Here is a 19,533-nt window from a genome sequence, read left to right as displayed (position 1 = left end):
GCTGCCGCAGGCGTTCCTGCGGTTGAGCTATGATTTACAGGCTCCCGACCAGAGCCCCTCTGAAAAGTCATCACAAGCGCATACAATCGCGCCCTTTTTCCTTGTTAACCAGATAGGCCCAAGCGTATATGGCGCTAGATCCAGCTACGATGCTGACCATTTCGGTTGCCCTGGCAGCAGCGGCTGCCCTGTATTTGGCAATTGAATGGCGCAGTGTTCGCGAGTCCTCGCTTCTGTTGTGGAGCGCGGGCTTCGCCACCATCACGGTCGGTTGCGTGCTGGCCTTGTTGCGCGGGCTCGGTTTGCTGTTCATCGGCATCTGGTTCGCCAATGGCTTGCTGGTGGTGGCCCATGGGTTTTTCTTGTGGGGTGTGCTGCGCTTTACCCAAGAGCGTTTGTCACGGGCGTGGCTGATCATTGTGCTGGTCTGGTTCGCCTTGCTGCTGTTGCCCGTGGGGCCGCAGTGGTCGAAGGTGATGTTGATGGTCAACTCGTTGCTGGTGGCGGCGCTGACCCTCAAGGCGAGCCTCCTGTTGCGGCCCCATGGCAAGTCGTTGAGCGTTGGCGCGGTGCAGCTGCGCTACGTGCTGTTGCTCCATGGTGTGTTCTATGTGGTCAAGGCAATCATTGCGATTGCACCGGGTACCTTGATTGACCTGGCCACGTTTGGCGGGCTGATCATTCAGGTTTCGCTGGTGGAGGGGGCGATGGCGATCATGCTGATTGCCTTGTCGATGACTGGCACCGTGCGTTACCGACGCGAGGAGCGGATTGCCCGGTTGGCGGCACGCGACCCACTGACCGCGCTGTACAACCGGCGGGCCCTGGAAGTGCGGGCAGCCCCTTTTTTCAAAAACGTCAGCCCCACCCAGCCCGGTGCTTTGCTGCTGATCGACATCGACAATTTCAAGCTGGTCAATGACCTGCATGGGCATATTGCCGGGGATCGGTTGCTGGTTGCCCTGAGCGAGATGATCCGTACGGTGCTGCCGGAGCGGTCGCTGGCAGCGCGTTTGGGCGGGGACGAGTTTGTCATATTGCTCAGTGGCACCAGCAATGAGCGGGTGTTGGACCTGGGTGGGATCTTGCGGGAGCAGTTCCAGCTGTATGCGGGCAAGACGGTGCCGACGCCGGAGGCGGTGACGCTGAGTATTGGCGCCACCTTGTTCGACCAGCCGCCGGCGAGTCTGGCGGCACTGATCGAGCAGGGTGATGTGGCGTTGTATCAGTCCAAGCGGGGTGGGCGGGACAGTATTCGTTTTGTCGAGCGGTCGATGGCGGGGGTTGGCCAGTGAGGCTTCAGCCTTGGTCAGCCCTGAGGCGATCCCTGTGGGAGCTGGCTTGCCGGCGATGGGCCGCAACGCGGCCCCAAGTTGCATGACTGACGCGCATTAGCGCAAGGTGCTGTCAGGTCACAACCTGATAGCACGGTACATACGCCGCCCCGCCGGGCAACTTCATCCGGTGCTGGTCGACGAACGCCTGCAGCAACCGCCCCAGTGGATCGAGCACAGCGCTGTCGCCACGAATCTGATAAGGACCGTGCTCCTCGATCAGGCGGATACCCTTGTCCTTGACGTTGCCGGCGACGATGCCGGAAAACGCCCGGCGCAGGTTGGCCGCCAGTTCGTGCGGTGGCAGATCGCGGCGCAGGTCCAGTTCTGCCATGGCCTGATGGGTAGGGTCGAAGGGGCGCTGGAAGCTTTCCTCGATCTTCAGCAACCAGTTGAAGTGGAAGGCGTCGTTGCGCTCGCGGCGGAACTGCTTCACCGCCTTGAGCCCTTCGACCATGTGCCGGGCAACTTCTGCCGGGTCGTCGATGATGATCTCGTACAAGCGGTGCGCCGCCTCGCCCAGCGTGGCACCGACAAAGGCATGCAACTGCTGCAGGTAGGGTTCGGCACTGCGCGGGCCGGTGAGCACCACCGGGAACGGCAGCTCGTGGTTATCCGGGTGCATGAGGATACCCAGCAGGTAGAGGAATTCCTCTGCCGTACCGGCGCCACCGGGGAAGATGATGATGCCGTGGCCGACACGCACGAAGGCTTCCAGACGCTTCTCGATGTCCGGCAGGATCACCAGTTCGTTGACGATCGGGTTGGGCGCCTCGGCAGCGATGATGCCCGGCTCGGTCAGGCCCAGGTAGCGGCTGCCATGCATGCGCTGCTTGGCATGGGCAATGGTCGCGCCCTTCATCGGGCCCTTCATCACGCCAGGGCCGCAACCGGTGCACACGTCCAGCTTGCGCAGCCCCAGTTCGTGCCCGACCTTCTTGGTGTACTGGTACTCTTCGCTGCTGATCGAGTGGCCGCCCCAACACACCACCATCTTGGGCTCCACACCCGGGCGCAGGGTGCGGGCGTTGCGCAGCAGGTGAAACACGTAATCAGTGATGCCCTGGGAGCTTTCCAGGTCGATGCGCTGGCTGGCCAGTTCGCTTTCGGTGTAAACAATGTCACGCAGGGCGCTGAACAGCATTTCGCGGGTGCTGGCGATCATCTCGCCATCGACAAAGGCGTCGGCCGGGGCATTCAGCAGCTCCAGGCGCACGCCACGGTCCTGCTGGTGGATACGCACCTCGAAGTCCCGGTAAGCCTCAAGGATGGTCTTGGCATTGTCGACATGGGCGCCGGTGTTGAGGATGGCCAGGGCGCACTGGCGGAACAAGGTGTAAAGGCTACCGGTACCAACTTCACTCAGTTGCTGCACTTCACGTTGTGACAGCGTCTCCAGGCTGCCTTTGGGGCTGACGGATGCATTGATGACATGGCGTTGAGGCATCTAAGTCTTTCCTGTGCGGGTAAAACATCCTTCTTTGACAACACCATACCGAGAAATGTGGGCGGCAACGAGGGGGGCGGTGAAAAACCTTTGCAGGGCTGCGCCTGCTTCGCCGCCCGGTTGTCGATCAGCTCAACAACTTCTGCACCCCAAGGGTGATTGCCAGGCCGCCGCCAACCAGCCACAGGTTGAGCAGCGCACCGGTCGCCAGCGCCCGTGGCCCGGCCTGGCGAATCTGGTTCAAGCGCGTTTCCATGCCAAGTGCCGTCATTGCCATGGTCAGGGCGAAGGTATCCAGGCCGTTGAGCGCCTGGGTCACGCTGCCGGGCAGCACCTGCAGCGAGTTCACCAGCACCAGGGCGAGGAAGCCGAAGGCGAACCAGGGCATGGCGATGCGGCCGTTGCCTTTGCCTTGGCCAGCCTGGCGCGAGCGGCTGATCCACAGGCCGACCACCAGCAGCACGGGTACCAGCAGCATGACCCGGGTCATTTTGACGATGGTCGCGATGTGGGTGACCTCCGGGCTGACGTTGCTGGCGGCGCCGACCACCTGGGCCACTTCGTGGATGGTGCCGCCCAGCAACAGGCCGGAACCCAAGGTGTCCAGGTGCAGCCAGCCAGCGTTGATCGCCAAGGGGTAGACAAACATCAACAAGGTGCCGAACAGCACCACGCTGCCTACCGCCATAGCGCTCTTGTGCGGGGCGCTGCGCAGCGCCGATTCGAATGCCAGCACGGCGGCTGCCCCGCAGATGGCGCTACCGGCGGCCGTCAGCAGCGCGGTGTCGCGGTCGAGCTTGAAGACTTTCATGCCGCACCACAGGCCGATCAGCAATGTGCTGCCAACCACCAGCAGCGAGACGATGAGCCCCGACCAGCCTACCTCGGCAATTTCCTGCAGGCTCACCCGCAGGCCGAAGAACGCCACGGCAATGCGTAACAAGCCGCGAGCGGAAAAATGGATACCCGCGGCCCAGCTTGCCGGCACGCCGTCACGCAGCGCGTTGCCATACAGCGCACCGGCGACGATGCCGACAATCAGCGGGCTGATGCCAAGCCTGGCGATGGCGGGTATGGCCGCCAGTTGCGTCACAGCCAGCGCAAACAGCGCGACGAACAGAATGCCATTGAGCCGCCCTTTGGTGGAAAGGGTAGGGGTATAGGCAGGGTGGGACGGTACCGTGGCCATGTGAGTCCTCCGGGCAATGATTCGACGAGGCCTACGTTAATCCGGTTATAACCTTATAAAAAATCGTAATTTAGGATGGCAAGTATCCGTTTAGCTGATATTTTCCGTTAATGACCCCAGAACAGCTGATAACATTCGCCACCGTTGCCGAGCATGGCAACATCAGCCATGCGGCCCAGGCCCTGCACCTGTCGCAGCCTGCGGTTTCCGGGCAGCTCAAGCTGCTGCAGGAGGCGTTCGGCGAACCCCTTTACCAACGTGCCGGTCGCGGCGTGCGGCTGACAGCGGCTGGCGAGCAACTGCTCGCACACGCCGAGCGCTTGCGCGATACCTTCCGCCAAGCCCAGGCCCTGCGCGAGGCCATGCGCGGGTTGGAGCGCGGCACCTTGCGCATTGGCGCCAGCACCACGCCCGCCAGTTACCTGTTGCCTTACCTGATTGCCGATTTTCATCGGCAGTACCCGGACGTGCTGGTAACGACCTCGCATGGCAACACGGCGGAGATCGTGGCGGCATTGGACAGCGTCGATATCGCCCTCATCGAGGGGCCGCCCGGCCAGGACTTGCCCCTTGGCACGCACACCACGCCGTGGCGCGAGGACGAAATCGTGGCGATCGTGCCGCGCGGGCACCCCCTGGCAGGCACGCACGAGCAGTCGTTGGCGGCGCTGGGGGCCTATCCGTTGGTGTTGCGTGAAAGCGGCTCGGGGGTGCGGCAGATCGTCGAGCGGGCATTCGCCCGTGATGGCGTAGCCATGCGTGTGGCGCTGGAAATCGCCGGTGTGGAGGGGGTCAAGGAAGCGGTGCGTGCCGGCATGGGCATCGGCTTTGTTTCAGCCATGTCCATACGCCACGAGGACGGTGCTTTGCAACGCTTGCAGGTGCATCCCCAGGCATTGGTGCGTCGTTTTTCCATATTGATGCCGCACGCCGCTACGCCCTCGCGGGCGGCGGCGCGGTTTCTGGCGTTGTGCATGGCATAGCACAAAACGTCGCCCGCACCGGTACTCCCCCTCACCGCTCTATCACTGCAAGTGCGTGGACAATCCTTCTGAAGTTATCGATCGTGAGTGGCAAATCCGGTCACAGATTTTGGGCGCTTTTACCATTGTCACGCACGTCATTCGAAGGCGATTATTTTTCTGACGCTTCAGCGACTTCTCCCCAATAAGAACAAATCAGAGGGACGCATCGTGATGCCTTGTTACTTTCCTGCGTTACCTAGCTTTGGCTATCAGCATGTTGTTGATCTTCAAACATGTGGACCCTGGTTGTCTGTGGGTGCATGTATTGAACGCTGTGATTGCAATGCTCAAGCTGACCAAAGCGACCTCTTTGGCGAAGGCTCTCACGGTGTCAGTACACACTGCACATTTGAAGACCTGATTGCCCGCACCCGTTTTAATGATTGCTCTCCCAAACGCCCGAATTAGGCGAACTCGACTTCTGCCTCTCCATCATCACCGTTCGAGACCAACAGGCGTGACTTGAGTGGTTGTGGTGGCCGGAAAGAATGTCCCTGCCCGTGTCAGCGCCAAGTGCTGGCTCGCTACCTCGCGTTTATCAAAGTAGTTACCGCAAGTACTTCGGCTTCAGGCATGGGGCGGGTGCGTAAATTGTGCCTGGGCTGAAAGACAGTCCTGGCAGTTTCATGCAGACAGTCGAGCATGTTGGATTGGCCTGCGATCGCGACACGTAAGTACACTTCAGTAGAAAAAAATAAGATTGAAGGAGATACGGTATGAGTGCTTTGAATGTGTTCACGTTGGCCGGAGAGTCTAAGTTCAATCGCTTTCATGGGTTGATTCTTTTTTGGTGCGTGCTGATACTGATCATTGATGGTTACGACTTGGCAGTGGTGGGGGCAGCACTGCCAGCCATCATGGTTGATATGCAAATTGACGCAACCAGTGCCGGCGTTATGGCTGGCTCAGCCTTGTTTGGCACCATGCTGGGGGCAATTTTTCTGGGGACGCTGGCAGACCGTATAGGTCGGCCAAAGATGATTGCAATCTGTGTGGCTCTCTTCAGCCTATTCACTGCTGCCGCTGGTTTCACTGACAATCCGTTAACCTTTAGCATCCTGCGCTTTATCGCAGGGTTGGGAATCGGCGGTGTGTTGCCTATCTGCACGGCGCAGATGGGAGAGTTCTCGCCCATGAAGGTTCGCACCCGCTTGGTGACCCTCGTTTTCGCGGGCTATTCGGTGGGCGGAATTTTGGTAGCGCTCACGGGTAAGCAACTGATCGAAAGCTACGGCTGGCAATATGTTTTCTACGTAGCAGCCCTACCAGTCTTTTTGATTCCTTTCATATTGAAGACCATGCCCGACTCTATCGGCTTCCTGTTGAAGCAAGGTCGGGAAGACGAGTTGAAAATCATTGCACGTCGTCTTCGTCCTGAACTTATGATCAAGGATGACACTACGCTTGTCGGTAACCCTCATATTGTTGCCGAGCAAGACAAGCCTGTACGAAGCCTTTTCCAGGAAGGGCGTGCCTACAGCACCGTCATGATCTGGCTGGCGTTCATTACTGGGCTTTTCATGGTATATGCGCTCAACTCATGGCTCACCAAGCTCATGGCCATGGCGGGTTTCAGCCTCGGTTCCGCCCTGAATTTCGTTATTGTGTTCAACCTCGGGTCGATATTCGGTGCACTTTTCGGTGGCTGGCTCAGCGATAAATTCAGCATCAAGCAGGTGTTGGTGGTGTTTTACGTGGTCGGTGCAGTTGCACTCACGCTAATGGGTTACACGCGTTCTACTGAACTGCTCTTCGTCGTCGTGTTCATCGTGGGTGGCTCCACGCTCGGTACCCAACTTCTGGCCTATGCGTATGCCGGGGATTTTTACCCCCCCACCATCCGTTCAACGGGTGTGGGCTTTGCGTCGGGGGTCGGTCGTATCGGAGCGATAGTCGCGCCAGTTTTGATTGGGGCACTCGTATCGATGGCCTTGCCGCTGGAGCAGAACTTCATGGCAATCGGCCTTGCCGGTCTGGTAGGTGCTGTTGCTGTGACCCTGATCAACCAGTCGCGCGCGGACTCCACGGTGGTGAGGAACAAGGTCATTGTTTCACACGATCTGACCTGATGTCGGCGCTGTAGGCAGGGGGTCGACGTTCATCATTTGCATGGGGGTGACCTGCGGCTCATGCACAAACATACAACAATAATAAGGGTGCCTGTGATGGGTGGTTTTAATAAAAAGTCATTAGCCTGTTCTGCTGCTCTGCTGGTGACGCCTTATGTTTCTGCTGCGTTCGTGGAAGATTTCAAAGGTGGTCTCGAGCTTCGAAACTTTTATTACAATCGCGATTTCCGTAATGATGGGGCTGCGCAGTCCAAGCGCGATGAGTGGGCACAGGGCTTTATCCTGAACCTGCAATCCGGCTTCACAGAAGGCCCCGTGGGCTTCGGTATCGACGCCATGGGCTTGTTGGGGGTCAAGCTTGACGCTAGCCCTGACAGAACGGGATCTGGACTATTGCCCTTCGATTCCGACAGAAACGTGGAAGACGAGTATGGAAAATTCGTGGCCACCGCCAAAGCCAGGGTAGGCAAGACTGAGTTGAGAGTAGGAGGGCTAAGTCCTCTGATGCCTTTACTCTGGAGCAATAACAGTCGCCTGTTGCCTCAGGTTTTTCGCGGGGGTTCTCTGACGGTCAACGATATTGATGCATTGACGGTTACGGCCACAAGGGTCAACGCTGTGAAACAGCGTAACTCTACCGATTTCGAATCACTCACGGTATTTGGCTATGCCCCGGTCGAAGCTGACCATTACAATTACATTGCCTTCGATTACAAAGCTGATAAGGACATGCGACTTAGCCTGCACGCCGCCGAACTTGATGATCTCTACAAGTCCTACTTCGGCGAAATCAAAGTCAGTCGGCCGTTTTTGAAGGGTGATGTCATTGCGGATGTTCGCTTTTTCGATGCCAGCGAAACCGGCGCTAAAAAACTGGGTAGCGTAGATAACCGGACACTGAGTAGCTACGTTGCTTATAGCATAAATGGGCACATCATCGGGGGCGGCTATCAGAAGGCGTGGGGCGACACGCCATTTGCGTTCATAAACGGCACAGATACCTACCTGTTCGGTGAGTCGCTGGTCAGTACATTCACTGCGCCCAACGAGCGTGTCTGGTTCGCCCGATACGATTATGACTTCGCCGCGTTGGGCGTGCCTGGATTGCTTTTCACCACCCGATATACGAAAGGCGATGATATTGATCCTGCTCTGCTAACAACCCGCCAAGCCGCTTCACTTCGTCAAAATGGGAGCGAGGGTGAAGAGTGGGAGCGAGTGACCGACCTCTCTTATGTCATCCAGAGTGGCCCAGCCAAAGGCGTCTCTTTTCAATGGCGTAACGCTACGAACCGATCGACCTATGCGGACAGCGCCAATGAAAATCGATTGATCATGCGTTATACCTTCAATTTCTAACGTGTTAAGGCGGGCCGCACAGATTAGTCGGCCCGTTTCAGCTTATGCCGCCGGAGGGTTTATTGGCAGCTCCCTAGGGTGGGGGATAGGAGGTGGCGCAGGTGGACTGACAGTGCCGGCTTGGTGGGCGCAAGATCACCCGCGATGAAGCCGGCACAGCCGCCATCAATTCACCTTGAAAACGTGTTTCATATAGGCCACGAAATTCTCGTCCCGGCACTGGGTCTTGCCAGGGCTGTCGGAAATTTTCGCCACCGGCGCCCCATTGCACGCGGTCATCTTGATAACCATGTTCATCGGCGCTACCCCCGGGATATCGCACGTCAACTGGGTACCAATGCCGAAGCTCACATTGATCCGTTCATGCAACGCCCGGTACAGCCCCAGCGCTTTGGCAAAATCCAGCCCATCGGAGAAGATCAGGGTCTTGCTCTTTGGGTCGATCCCCAGCCGTTCATAGTGAGCAATGGCTTTTTCCGCCCACACCAGTGGATCGCCAGAGTCGTGCCGCAAGCCATCGAACAGCTTGGCGAAATACAGATCGAAATCGCCGAGGAAGGCATCCATGGTGATGCAGTCGGTCAACGCTATGCCGAGCAGCCCTCGGTACTCCCTGACCCAGCATTCCAGTGCGGCGGCCTGGCTGTCGACCAGGCGCGGGCCCAACTGCTGGTGTGCCATGAACCATTCGTGGGCCATGGTGCCCAGCGGCTTGAGCTCGAACTCACGCGCCAGGTGCACGTTGCTGGTGCCAACGAAGCGCCCCGGGAAATCATGCTTGAGGATATGCACGACTTCTTCCTGCACCCGGTAGGAGAAGCGCCGGCGCGTGCCGAAGTCCGCCAACTGGAAACCGGCCAGCTCTTCGGCACTGGCCTCGGCCTTCAGCCAGTCGAGCTTCTGGTACAGGCGCTCGCCGACTTGTTCGATCACCACGTCACGGTAGCGGTAGCGGTTGCGCACCTCGCTGATGATCGCCAGCAGCGGGATCTCGTAGAGAATCACGTGCAACCAAGGCCCGCGTACGCGCACTGCCAGTTGCCCGGCGGCGTCCAGGCCCACCTGTACATAGCGCAGGTTGAAACGGAACAGGCTGAGAAAGCGGATGAAATCCGGTTTGAGGAAAGGGATTTTCTCCAGATAGGCCAACTGGTCATGGGTCACCGTGACCTCGGCCAGTTGTTCTACCTGGTAGCGGATTTCAGCCAGGTAGGGAGACAAGTCTTCGTCGTTGCGGCAACGAAACTCCCACTCCACTTCGGCGTTGGGGTAGTTGTGCAGCACTGCCTGCATCATGGTGATCTTGTAGAAGTCGGTGTCCAGCAGGTTCTGGATGATGCGGGGGCCGAAAACACTTTCGCTCATGGGCGTTGTTCCTTGAACAGGGCAAGCTGGTGGTCGAGCGCGGCCTCGTCGCCGCAGAGGATGACCCCCTCGGCGGCCAGGGCGCCGCACGCCTCGATAGCGCCTGCTTGAGTCAGCGCGCGGCAGGCCGGCAGGTACAGCAGCACTTCGAAACCGGCCTGGCGCAGTTGCCGGGCGGTGGTCTTGACGCAGTAGTCCAGGGCCAGGCCACCGACGATCACCGCGCCTACCTGCTGTACCTTGAGGTATTCGATGACCCCCGTGGAGCGGCGTTCGGCGAGGTCGTGATAGCAGGCGCCGTAGGGGTGCAGGTCGGGCTCGACACCCTTCCAAACGAAATAGTCGTAATCGATGGGCGCCGGCAGGCCAGGCAGCAGCTCGAACCCAGGGGTGCCGGGGACGCAGTGGCTGACCCAGGTCAGGTCGGCGTTGGCCAGTTGCAGGGGCTGCAGCATGTGCGCCGGGTCGGCGACAACCCAGGCGGCGTTGGCCGGGTGGGCGTCTTTACTGCCCAGGCGCAGGTCCGCGCGCAGGGCCATGGTGTTGAGGTCAACCGCAATTTCATGGCCTTCGGGAACCGGGAGTTCCTGCGGCGCGTTGCCGGTGAAGCCGTTCTGCGCATCGACATCGAAACTGGCGATTTTCATGGCGGTTCTCCTTGCTGGACTGGCTACATAATCTACCTGGTGATCTAAGTGTGTCAAGCGTCTTTCCCCGTGGATTTGCTTATTGATTTACTTAGTGTCTCTGGTGGATTATTAAGCCAGTGAATGAGGAGCAACCCGGTGAGTACAGTTGAAGTCCTGGCCAGTGTCGATATCGTGACCCTGCGCCTGGCCCCCGATGCGCATCATCTGCAAGTGTTGTTGCACCGCCGTGAGCGCGAACCGCATGCCGGTCAGTGGGCGTTGCCGGGGGTGATCGTCAATGGTCGCACCCCTGACATCAGCCTGGAGGCCGCGGCCGAGCGCGCGTTGCGCGAAAAAACCCGGCTGGTGCCGTGCTACATGGAGCAGGTGGGTACCGAGGGCAATGCGTTTCGCGATCCGCGGGGCTGGTCGCTGAGCACCTATTACCTCGCCTTGATCGGCCCTGGGCAGGCAGCCTTGGGTGAGCAGTTGGCCTTTTTCGACCTGGACAGTGTGTTGGCGCGCAAGGTGCTCTTGCCTTTCGACCACACGTTGCTGGTGGAGCGGGCCCGCGAGCGGCTGGCGGCAAAGACCGTGTACAGCAGCTTGCCGCTGTACCTGCTGGCGGAGAAATTCACCGTGCTCGATGCCCTGGGGGCGGTTCAGGCATGCCTGGGGCAGACGGTGAACAGCACCTCGCTGCGTAAACGCCTGGAGCGCTTGCGTGAGCTGGGGTGGGTGAAGGACACGGGCGAGAAGAACCAGCCCAGGCTGGGCCGGCCGCAGCAGTTGTACCAGTACACGCCGCTGGGTGGGCGGGTGTTCATGTTTGATCGCAGCCTGTTGCCCGAGGGGGGCTAGGGTGCAGCTTGAGGGGCAGGCGGCACTGCGACCCAGTGCCCCCCGCGGCCCTTCATCTCAGGGCTGACGCCCGGCCGACCGGAGCGTCACTGCGCGCAGCGGCTGCCTCGCCATGTTCGGCCAGCGGCTTGAGTGCCGCTGCCAGGAGAGTCGCCAGCACAATCAGCGCAGCCCCTGCCATCATGCGCAGGCTCGGTTCATCACCAAACAACCACCACGCCCCGATGATCGCGTACACCGGCTCCAGCGCAATGATCATACCCGCCGTACGCGCTTCCAGCCCTTCGAGGCTCTTGACGAACAGGAACTGCGACAGCCCGGTGCAGAACACACCCAGTAGCGCCAGGTTGACCCAGTCACTGCCCGCCAGGCTGGTAGTACCCAGGTGAGTGAAGGCGAAGGGCCCCACCAGTGCCGCCACCACCACGTTCTGCCAGAACGCTACCTGCAGGGCATTCATGCTCGACTTGGTGCGGCGGTTGGCCACCGCCAGCAGGGCGAACGCCAGGCCCGACCCCAAGCCCCAAAGCAGGCCTAGCGTACCTTTGTCGAGCAGATTGAAGGTGGGCACCACCAGCACCAGCCCGGCACTGACCAGCAACAGCAGCAGGCCTTGCACCGCGCTCATGCGCTGGCCGAACACCCCGCGCTCGATCATGGCGATGAATGCCGGGAAGCTGGCAAAGCCGAGGGTCGCCACTGCAACGCCGCCGACCTTCACGGCGATGAAAAAGGTCACCCAGTGGGTAGCCAGCAGGGCCCCGGTCAGGCCAAGTACCGGCAGGTTGCGCACGGTGAGCGCGTCGAGCAGGCAAGTGCCCTTCAACCCGGCGACGAAGCCCAGGGCGATGAAAGCGAAGGTGGCGCGGCCAAAGGTAATGATGCTAGGGTCAGCCTCGATCAGGTGACCGAGGATACCGGTCAGGCCAAACAGCAAAGCGGCAAGGTGCGCAACGCACAGGGCGTTACGCCGGCCGGCGGCAGCACCGGCAACAGGGATGGAACTGGCGATCATGGCAGTCAAGTCTTCACAATGTCGCGCGCGCATGCACTCCCGGCTGCGCCACGCGGGTCTCGAGTACTGGGAGTTTATCGTTATGAGCCCGGGCGAATTGCACGGTGCAGAGAGGCGCCACAGCGTTGGAATTGTGAAGCGAGGCTGTATTACTCGCGGATACCACGTCGACCAGCCCACGGCGCGGGGCGGGTCGATGTGTGTATTATTTTTGTAGACAGTATTCGCAAGCCGATCGCAGGCGACGTGTACGTGTCAGATCACGACATCGGTCGTTGCCTTGCCGCGCCGTGTCAGCCGTTTGCATCGTTCATGATCGCCAGCAGGCGTGTGGTCAAGCAGCGCTTGAGGCACACCCATTGCAGGAGTGCCCCCATATTCCATTCACCTCCGGGCCAGCCGTAAAAAGGCCCGAAGGAAACCGTCAATGCCCCATGGCCAGCTTGGCACTCATCTGCCGGCGCCGGTAAGCACTGTCACGGCTGGCCAGCCACCAGTACAGCGGCGAAGTCACCGCCAGCCCCACCAGCCACGACAGGTCGGCGCCGTTGATGTGCTCGGAAATCGGCCCCACGTACAGCGGCGTGTTCATGAATGGGATCTGTACCACGATACCTACCGCATAAGCGAGCAGTGCCTGCGGGTTGTAACGGCCATAGATACCGCCATCGACCTGGAAGATCGACTGGATGTCGTAGTCGCCCTTGTGGATGGCATAGAAGTCGATCAGGTTGATCGCCGTCCACGGCACCAGCACCACCAGCAACACCAGCACCATGTCTACGAAGTGGCCAATGAAGTCCGCCGAAGCGAACACGGCGACCACGCAGCACGCCGACAGCACGATCAGCGACAGTACCGCGCGGCTCTTGGCGGTCGGGATCCAGCGGTAGGCGAAGGTTTGCACCAGGGTGATGATCGACAGCACCGCGCCATACAGGTTGAGGGCGTTGTGGCTGATGACACTGAGCAGGAACAGCACCAGCATGACGGGGCCAAGGGTCCCGGTGGCCAGTTTGACCGCATCCATGGTGTCCATGCCGGCCGGAATGGCCAGCACCGCCACGGCGCCGAAGATGAACGACAGGCTCGAACCCAGGGCCGAGCCCAGGTAGGTGGTCCAGAAGGTCGAGCTGACTTTCACGTCTGCCGGCAGGTAGCGGGAGTAGTCCGACACGTAGGGGGCAAAGGCGATCTGCCACAGCGCCGCCAGCGACACGGTGGCCAGCCAGCCGGCCAGGTTGAAGCTACCGCGGCTGAGGAAGTCGTCGCTCTGCACATGGGTAAAGATATAGCCGAAGCCGACCACGATGCCGATACCCAGCACCCAGGTGCCGATGCGGTTGAGGACGTGGATGAAGCGGTAGCCGATGATGCCGATGATGCCCGAACCCAGCGCGCCGATGACGATACCGACCGGCACCGGTACGGCGTCGACCACACCGTGCAAAGACTTGCCGGCGAGCACGATGTTGGAGGCGAAGAAGCCGATGTACATCACCCCGGCAATCACTACTACCAGCAGCGCGCCCAAGGTACCGAACTGGGCACGGCTCTGGATCATCTGCGGGATGCCCATTTGCGGGCCCTGGGCCGAGTGCAGGGCCATCAGCACGCCACCGAGCAGGTGGCCCACCAGGATGGCGACGATGCCCCATATCAGGTTCAGGTGAAACAGCTGCACGCCCAACGCGCCGGTGACGATGGGAAGCGGCGCAATGTTGCCGCCGAACCACAGCGTGAACAGATCCCTTACCTTTCCATGGCGGTCTTGCGGTGGCACATAGCCGATCGTGTGTTTTTCTATCAGGGGTGCCGAATTGGCTGCACTGGTCATGACTGACTCCAAGGCAAGGTAGGGCATTGGCAACTGCCCGGGTGCGTCCCGGCGATGGGCGACGCGTTCTTGTTGGAGCGATGATGCGGGCCGCTGGGGTAACGGGAAATTAGTAAATATGTACCTTTAAGCCTTAAAAAACCTAAGGCTGACAAAAGCTTAAGCGGCTGACTGTAGCAAGGAGGGTGCCAGTTGGCTGAGGGGCTTGGGGTAGAGGGGTTGCGCGTTGTGGGGGCGGTGATGGGTGAGCTTCGCTGGTGCGCCCTGGGCATTTTTGGGGCGCCAGGAAGTGTTGCCTTTTTGCAGTTCGGTAAGGGTTTTTCGATCAGTTGGGGTATGGCGCAAAGGCCGTGCTGAGCACCCGTCCCGGCGCGGCCACGCTGGTAGGGCGGGTGTCCGGGGGGGGCGATGATTACCGTGGCGCTCGGGCTGATAGCCGGGCAAATCAACTGACCCCACTGGCCCTGTCGCCGGCAAGCCAGCTCCCACAGGCACATCAAACCCTTCGATGCTGTGGTGATCCTGTGGGAGCCGGCTTGCCGCGATAGGGCCCGCACAGGCTAACGCATGAAGTGCACCTTGCCGGTATCGTCATTACCCATGTACATGCCATACACCCCAGCCTGCCGCTCCAGGATGTAACGTTCGAGAATCTGCCGGATCGCCGGGTAGTAGATCTGATCCCAAGGGATCTCATCCGGTGCGAAGAACTTGTACGCCAACGTTTCCGGCCCGTATTGCCCGGTTTCTTCGGTCACGATGGCGCGGAAGATGATGTAGACCTCGCTGATTTTCGGCACGCTGAAAATCGAGTACGGGGAAATGATGTCGGCCCGCACGCCGCTTTCTTCCCACACTTCGCGCAGCGCCGCCTGCTCGGTGGTCTCGCCTGCTTCCATGAAACCCGCCGGCAACGTCCAGGTGCCGGGGCGTGGCGGGATGGCACGCTGGCACAGCAGGTACTTGCCGTCGCGCTCGATGATGCACCCGGCGATGATCTTCGGGTTGATGTAGTGGATGTAGCCGCAGCCGCCACAATGCAGGCGTTCGTGGGTGTCACCTGCAGGAACGCCCCGGGCCAGTTCCTTGGTGCAGTGCGGGCAGTAGCGCGGGGCGTTAGGCATGATCAGCGGCCTGTGCGTGGCGTTAAATACGTGGATCCTTCAGCGCAAAGGGCTCGACGATGTCGCGCACCTTGACGTGGTCTTCCTGCTTCTGGCGCAGGTAATCCAGGGCTACCTTGGCAGCCGCACGCACATGGTCGACCGAGGCCTGGTGGGCAACCAGCGGGTCGCCCCCCTTGATCGCCTCGACCATCTTTTCCATCTCGCGGTTGCTGGCGCCACGACGGTTTTCCTGCGACACCGAGGTGGCGCGCAGGTAGCTGATGCGTGCCTGCAACTGGCGCAACTGCTGCGCCGCCACCTGGTTGCCGGAGCCTTCCAGCAGCACGTCGTAGAAGCCTTGAACCGAGTCCAGCACCTGCTGCAACTCGCCTTCTTCCAAGGCTTCGCGGTTGACCTCCAGCGCGCGCTCCAGGGCACGGATGTCCTTCGCCTTGGCGTTGAGGGTGAACAGCTGCACGATCAGGCCTTCGAGTACGCAACGCAGCTCGTAGATGTCGCGGGCGTCTTCCAGGGTGATGATGGCCACCCGTGGGCCCTTGGCGTCGGCGAATTCCACCAGGCCTTCGGATTCCAGGTGACGCAACGCTTCCCGAACCGAGGTACGGCTGACCCCAAGGCGGTCGCAGAGGTCGCGTTCGACCAGGCGGTCGCCAGGCAGCAGGTGGAAGTTCATGATCGCCGCGCGCAGCTTGTCTAGCACGATTTCGCGCAGGGTAACGGGGTTGCGGTTGACCTTGAAGCTGTCGTCGAGTGGCTGGCGTTTCATCAAGTGCGCTCTTAAAGAGGCTGCCCGGCCGCAACCGCAATAGCACCACGAACCTTGGGTGCTCCTTGCGTGGGTTCGAACAGCCCGGTGTTAACGGGTTGGCTCCGCATCGGCTTCAGCGAACGCTTCGCGGGCCAGGCGGAAGCTGTCCACCGCCGCGGGCACGCCGCAATAAATGCCGACCTGGAGCAGGATCTCGCGAATCTGTTCACGGCTCAGGCCATTACGCAATGCGCCGCGAATGTGCAGCTTGAGCTCGTGGGGCCGGTTGAGCGCGGAAATCATGGCCAAGTTTATCATGCTGCGCTCTTTGAGCGAGAGGCCTTCACGGCCCCAGACGTGGCCCCAGCAGTATTCGGTAACCAGTTCCTGCAACGGCTTGGTGAAGTCGTCGGCGTTCTGGATCGAGCGGTTGACGTAGTCTTCGCCCAGTACCTGGGTGCGGATTTGCAGGCCTTTCTCGTACTTGTCATTGCTCATGCGCAGTGCTCCGGAATGAAACAGGGACATCGGCGGTGGCCTCTTAGCGGGCTTGCCCACTCCCACAGGTAATGCACAGGTCTCGGGAACTGCGCCGTCCCTGTGGGAGCGGGCAAGCCCGCGAAGCAGCCAACACCGGCTCAAAGGTCTATCAGCCCAAAGGCGGCAGGGCGCCCAGCTTGCCCTTGTGGTACACCATCGGCGTGACCGGCTGCTCGGGCAGCACCAGGTTCTTCACCGCACCCACGATGATCGCATGGTCCCCGCCGTCATACTCGCGCCACAGTTCGCATTCGATGATCGCCGTGGCCTTCGCCAGCAGCGGGTTGCCCAGCTCGCTCAGGTGCCACTCGATGCCCTTGGCCTTGTCCTTGCCCTTGCCGGCAAACGCATAGGCCTCGGCGGTTTGCTCGGCCGACAGCAGGTGGATCGCGAACTGCTTGCTGTCGCGCAGGATCGGGTAGGTGTCAGAGGCGTAGTTGGGGCAGAACAGCACCAGCGCCGGGTCGATCGACAGGGCGCTGAAGGCACTGGCGGTGATGCCGACGATGCCACCGTCGGCGTCCAGGGTGGTGACAACCGTGACGCCGGACGGGAAGGAGCCCATCACGTCTTTGTAGATGCCAGGTTCGATCATCTCGTGCTACCTCTTAGCGCATCACAAACGGGTCGGGCATGGGCGCGGTGGACAGGTTGATCCACACGGTCTTCAGCTCGGTATAGGCCAGCACCGAATCGATGCCACTCTCACGGCCGTAGCCGCTGTTCTTGAAACCGCCGATCGGGGCCATGGCCGACACGGCGCGGTAGGTGTTGACCCAGATGATGCCCGAGCGCACGTCACGGGCCAGGCGGTGGGCGCGGCCCAGGTCGCGGGTCCAGATACCGGCCGCCAGGCCGAACTGCGAGTCGTTGGCGATCTCCAGCGCCTGCTCCTCGGTCTTGAAGCGGATGACCGCCGCGACCGGGCCGAACACTTCTTCCTGCATGATGGTCATCGAGTTGCTGTCGCACTCGAACAAGGTCGGTTCGTAGAACCAGCCTTCGCCTTCGACCTCGGCCCGCTTGCCACCCATGTGCAGCTTGGCGCCTTCAGCCTTGGCCGCAGCGACCAGGCCTTCGACCACGGCCAACTGCTGCGCGGTCGCCATCGGGCCCATTTCGCTGGCATCGTCCTGCGGGTTGCCGATGCGGATGCGCTTGGCGCGGGCAATCAGGCGCTCGACGAACTCGTCGAAAATCTCGTCCTGCACCAGCAGGCGCGAGCCGGCGACGCAGCTTTGCCCGGAGGCGGCATAGATGCCGGCCACGGCGCCGTTGATGGCGCTGTCCAGGTCGGCATCGGCGAAGATGATGTTCGGCGATTTGCCGCCCAGCTCCAGCGACAGCTTGGCGAAGTTCTCGGCACTGCTGCGCACCACGTGGCGGGCAGTGGCTGCACCGCCGGTGAAGGCGATCTTGCGCACCAGCGGGTGGCGGGTCAGCGCCGCGCCGGTGCTTGGGCCGTAGCCGGTGACCACGTTGACGACACCCGGCGGGAAGCCGGCTTCCAGGGCCAGGCGGGCCAGCTCCAGGATGGTCGCCGAAGCGTGCTCGGACGGCTTGAGCACGATGGTGTTGCCGGCCGCCAGGGCCGGGGCCAGTTTGATCGCGGTAAGGTACAGCGGGCTGTTCCACGGGATGATGCCGGCGACCACACCGATCGGCTCGTGCACGGTGTAGGCGAACAGGTCGGGCTTGTCCAGCGGCAGGGTGCCACCTTCGAGCTTGTCGGCCAGGCCGGCGGTGTAGTGGAAGAACTCGGGCAGGTAACCGACCTGGCCGCGGGTTTCGCGAATCAGCTTGCCGTTGTCACGGCTCTCCAGCTGCGCCAGGTGCTCTTTGTTCTCGGCAATCAGGTCACCCAGGCGACGCAGCAGCTTGCCGCGCGCGGTGGCCGTGATGCTGCGCCACTGCTTGCTGTCGAAGGCACGCTGGGCGGCCTGCACGGCCAGCTCCACATCGGCCTCGTCGGCATCGGGCAACTGTGCCCAGGCCTGGGCGGTGGCCGGGTTGAGGCTGTCGAAGGTCTTGCCGCTCTGGGCATCGCGCCATTGGCCGTCGATGCACATCTGGAAACGAACGAGGGTCATGCAACAATCCCCTTGGCGGATTCGGTAAGGGTGCGGGCTTGCGCGAGGAAGTCCAGCAGCATCTTGTTGACTTCACGCGGTGCTTCCACCGCCATCATATGCCGTTGCTCGGCCAGCACCACACTGTGCGCACCCGGGATGCGCGCCGCGAGCTGGCGGGTCATGGCCGGTGTGGAGCCCGAGTCGAGCTCGCCGGTGGCGATCAGTGTCGGCACCTGAATGCTGCCCAGATCGCTGGCGCGGTACATGTCCTGGGTGGCAAACAGCGAATAAGTGGTGTGGTAGCCCTGCGGGTCATTGCTCGCCAGTACCTGGCGGATAGCAGCGACCTGGGCCGGGTTGGCGGCCTTGTACTCACGGCTGAACCAGCGGTCGAGGGCTGCGTCGACATTGGCGTCGGGGCCCAGTTCAGCGGCCTGGGCGGCGCGGGCGATAACGCCGGCGCTCTGCTCGGGGCTGCGGTTGAACACGCTGTTGAGAACCACCAGTGCCGCCAGGCGCTGCGGGTAGTTGAGCGCAAAAGCCCGGGCAACCAGGCCGCCCATGGAAAAGCCGATTACCGTGGCCTGGGCGATTTGCAGGTGGTCGAGCAGTTCGGCGAGCTGGTCGGCATAGCCTTCCAGCGGGGTATCGGCGGCCGGCACGCGGCTTTGCCCATGGCCGAGCATGTCATAGGCGATGACGCGGTAGTCGTTGGCCAAACCAACGAACTGACCGCCCCACATTTCCTTGTTCAGGCCCACGCCGTGTATCAGTACCACGGGTTGACCCTGGCCGACGGACAGGTAGCTGGTGCCGGCAGGTGTGCGTTCAGCGACAGGCTGAATCATGGAGGGCGCTCCTTGAAGGTCGGGCGCGGCGGGTAAGCACGCCACGCCCCGGCCCGTCTTGGTTGTTG

The 19,533-nt window shown here is 61.2% G+C and carries 17 protein-coding genes and 1 pseudogene; 6 read left to right on the top strand and 12 right to left on the bottom strand.

Features of this window, described 5'->3' with window-relative positions:
- Positions 1 to 149: 149 nt before the first annotated feature.
- On the top strand, positions 150 to 1,295 hold the full coding sequence (locus GEV39_RS13640) for a GGDEF domain-containing protein (RefSeq protein ID WP_173889700.1): 1,146 nt from the start codon (positions 150 to 152) through the stop codon (positions 1,293 to 1,295).
- Between the two features lie 112 nt (positions 1,296 to 1,407).
- Here the strand turns inward: GEV39_RS13640 and ppnN are convergent, their stop codons facing one another.
- Together ppnN and GEV39_RS13630 are read right to left on the bottom strand one after the other, a co-directional pair.
- On the bottom strand, positions 1,408 to 2,781 hold the full coding sequence (gene ppnN / locus GEV39_RS13635; RefSeq protein WP_173889698.1) for a nucleotide 5'-monophosphate nucleosidase PpnN: 1,374 nt from the start codon (positions 2,779 to 2,781) through the stop codon (positions 1,408 to 1,410).
- Positions 2,782 to 2,908: 127 nt separating this feature from the next.
- The gene (locus tag GEV39_RS13630) at positions 2,909 to 3,970 is read right to left on the bottom strand and encodes a YeiH family protein (protein ID WP_173889696.1); all 1,062 of its coding nucleotides are present in this window, start codon (positions 3,968 to 3,970) and stop codon (positions 2,909 to 2,911) included.
- A 110-nt stretch (positions 3,971 to 4,080) separates the two neighbouring features.
- Here GEV39_RS13630 and GEV39_RS13625 point away from each other — a divergent pair, with 110 nt between their 5' ends.
- The 3 genes from GEV39_RS13625 (at position 4,081) to GEV39_RS13615 (ending at position 8,423) form a co-directional block, all read left to right on the top strand.
- Positions 4,081 to 4,953: a LysR family transcriptional regulator gene (locus GEV39_RS13625; RefSeq protein WP_173889695.1), complete on the top strand. Its 873-nt coding sequence runs from the start codon at positions 4,081 to 4,083 to the stop codon at positions 4,951 to 4,953.
- Between the two features lie 758 nt (positions 4,954 to 5,711).
- Positions 5,712 to 7,064, top strand: a complete 1,353-nt coding sequence (locus tag GEV39_RS13620) for an MFS transporter (protein WP_029887978.1) — start codon at positions 5,712 to 5,714, stop codon at positions 7,062 to 7,064.
- Positions 7,065 to 7,160: 96 nt separating this feature from the next.
- Complete coding sequence (locus GEV39_RS13615) at positions 7,161 to 8,423, top strand: OprD family porin (RefSeq protein WP_115294230.1); 1,263 nt, start codon at positions 7,161 to 7,163, stop codon at positions 8,421 to 8,423.
- Between the two features lie 165 nt (positions 8,424 to 8,588).
- Here the strand turns inward: GEV39_RS13615 and pncB are convergent, their stop codons facing one another.
- Complete coding sequence (gene pncB / locus GEV39_RS13610) at positions 8,589 to 9,788, bottom strand: nicotinate phosphoribosyltransferase (RefSeq protein ID WP_173889693.1); 1,200 nt, start codon at positions 9,786 to 9,788, stop codon at positions 8,589 to 8,591.
- Positions 9,785 to 10,435, bottom strand: coding sequence for an isochorismatase family protein (locus GEV39_RS13605; RefSeq protein WP_173889691.1), 651 nt, complete (start codon positions 10,433 to 10,435; stop codon positions 9,785 to 9,787). The genes pncB and GEV39_RS13605 overlap by 4 nt, the downstream gene beginning before the upstream one ends.
- A 138-nt stretch (positions 10,436 to 10,573) precedes the next feature.
- Here GEV39_RS13605 and GEV39_RS13600 point away from each other — a divergent pair, with 138 nt between their 5' ends.
- Complete coding sequence (locus GEV39_RS13600; protein ID WP_173889689.1) at positions 10,574 to 11,278, top strand: NUDIX hydrolase; 705 nt, start codon at positions 10,574 to 10,576, stop codon at positions 11,276 to 11,278.
- Positions 11,279 to 11,330: 52 nt separating this feature from the next.
- Here the strand turns inward: GEV39_RS13600 and GEV39_RS13595 are convergent, their stop codons facing one another.
- Positions 11,331 to 12,293, bottom strand: coding sequence for a DMT family transporter (locus tag GEV39_RS13595; RefSeq protein WP_218581692.1), 963 nt, complete (start codon positions 12,291 to 12,293; stop codon positions 11,331 to 11,333).
- A gap of 424 nt (positions 12,294 to 12,717) precedes the next feature.
- The gene (locus GEV39_RS13590) at positions 12,718 to 14,130 is read right to left on the bottom strand and encodes a purine-cytosine permease family protein (RefSeq protein WP_173889687.1); all 1,413 of its coding nucleotides are present in this window, start codon (positions 14,128 to 14,130) and stop codon (positions 12,718 to 12,720) included.
- A 329-nt stretch (positions 14,131 to 14,459) separates the two neighbouring features.
- On the opposite strand from GEV39_RS13590, the pseudogene GEV39_RS13585 reads away from it, so the two are divergent.
- Positions 14,460 to 14,583, top strand: a pseudogene (locus GEV39_RS13585) (LysE family translocator); the annotation flags it as partial.
- A 107-nt stretch (positions 14,584 to 14,690) separates the two neighbouring features.
- Here GEV39_RS13585 and GEV39_RS13580 read toward each other — a convergent pair.
- From GEV39_RS13580 to GEV39_RS13555, 6 genes are all read right to left on the bottom strand, one after another.
- The gene (locus GEV39_RS13580; RefSeq protein ID WP_047150251.1) at positions 14,691 to 15,254 is read right to left on the bottom strand and encodes an NUDIX hydrolase; all 564 of its coding nucleotides are present in this window, start codon (positions 15,252 to 15,254) and stop codon (positions 14,691 to 14,693) included.
- 22 nt (positions 15,255 to 15,276) lie between these two features.
- Positions 15,277 to 16,023 (bottom strand): GntR family transcriptional regulator, encoded by a 747-nt coding sequence (locus tag GEV39_RS13575; RefSeq protein ID WP_173889686.1) that lies wholly within the window; start codon positions 16,021 to 16,023, stop codon positions 15,277 to 15,279.
- A 90-nt stretch (positions 16,024 to 16,113) separates the two neighbouring features.
- On the bottom strand, positions 16,114 to 16,503 hold the full coding sequence (locus tag GEV39_RS13570; protein WP_009683727.1) for a carboxymuconolactone decarboxylase family protein: 390 nt from the start codon (positions 16,501 to 16,503) through the stop codon (positions 16,114 to 16,116).
- A 151-nt stretch (positions 16,504 to 16,654) separates the two neighbouring features.
- Positions 16,655 to 17,140, bottom strand: coding sequence for a flavin reductase family protein (locus GEV39_RS13565; RefSeq protein ID WP_047150252.1), 486 nt, complete (start codon positions 17,138 to 17,140; stop codon positions 16,655 to 16,657).
- Between the two features lie 13 nt (positions 17,141 to 17,153).
- Positions 17,154 to 18,635 carry an aldehyde dehydrogenase gene (locus GEV39_RS13560; protein WP_054912259.1) on the bottom strand — a complete coding sequence of 494 codons (1,482 nt, stop codon included), beginning with the start codon at positions 18,633 to 18,635 and terminating at the stop codon, positions 17,154 to 17,156.
- Complete coding sequence (locus GEV39_RS13555; RefSeq protein ID WP_173889684.1) at positions 18,632 to 19,465, bottom strand: alpha/beta fold hydrolase; 834 nt, start codon at positions 19,463 to 19,465, stop codon at positions 18,632 to 18,634. The genes GEV39_RS13560 and GEV39_RS13555 overlap by 4 nt, the downstream gene beginning before the upstream one ends.
- Positions 19,466 to 19,533: the final 68 nt, after the last annotated feature.

It is taken from the genome of Pseudomonas sp. NY5710 (assembly GCF_013305665.1).
In the GTDB taxonomy this organism is placed as follows: domain Bacteria; phylum Pseudomonadota; class Gammaproteobacteria; order Pseudomonadales; family Pseudomonadaceae; genus Aquipseudomonas; species Aquipseudomonas juntendi.
Note: the sequence above shows the minus strand (reverse complement) of the source record. Positions and strands in the feature narration are given on the sequence as shown.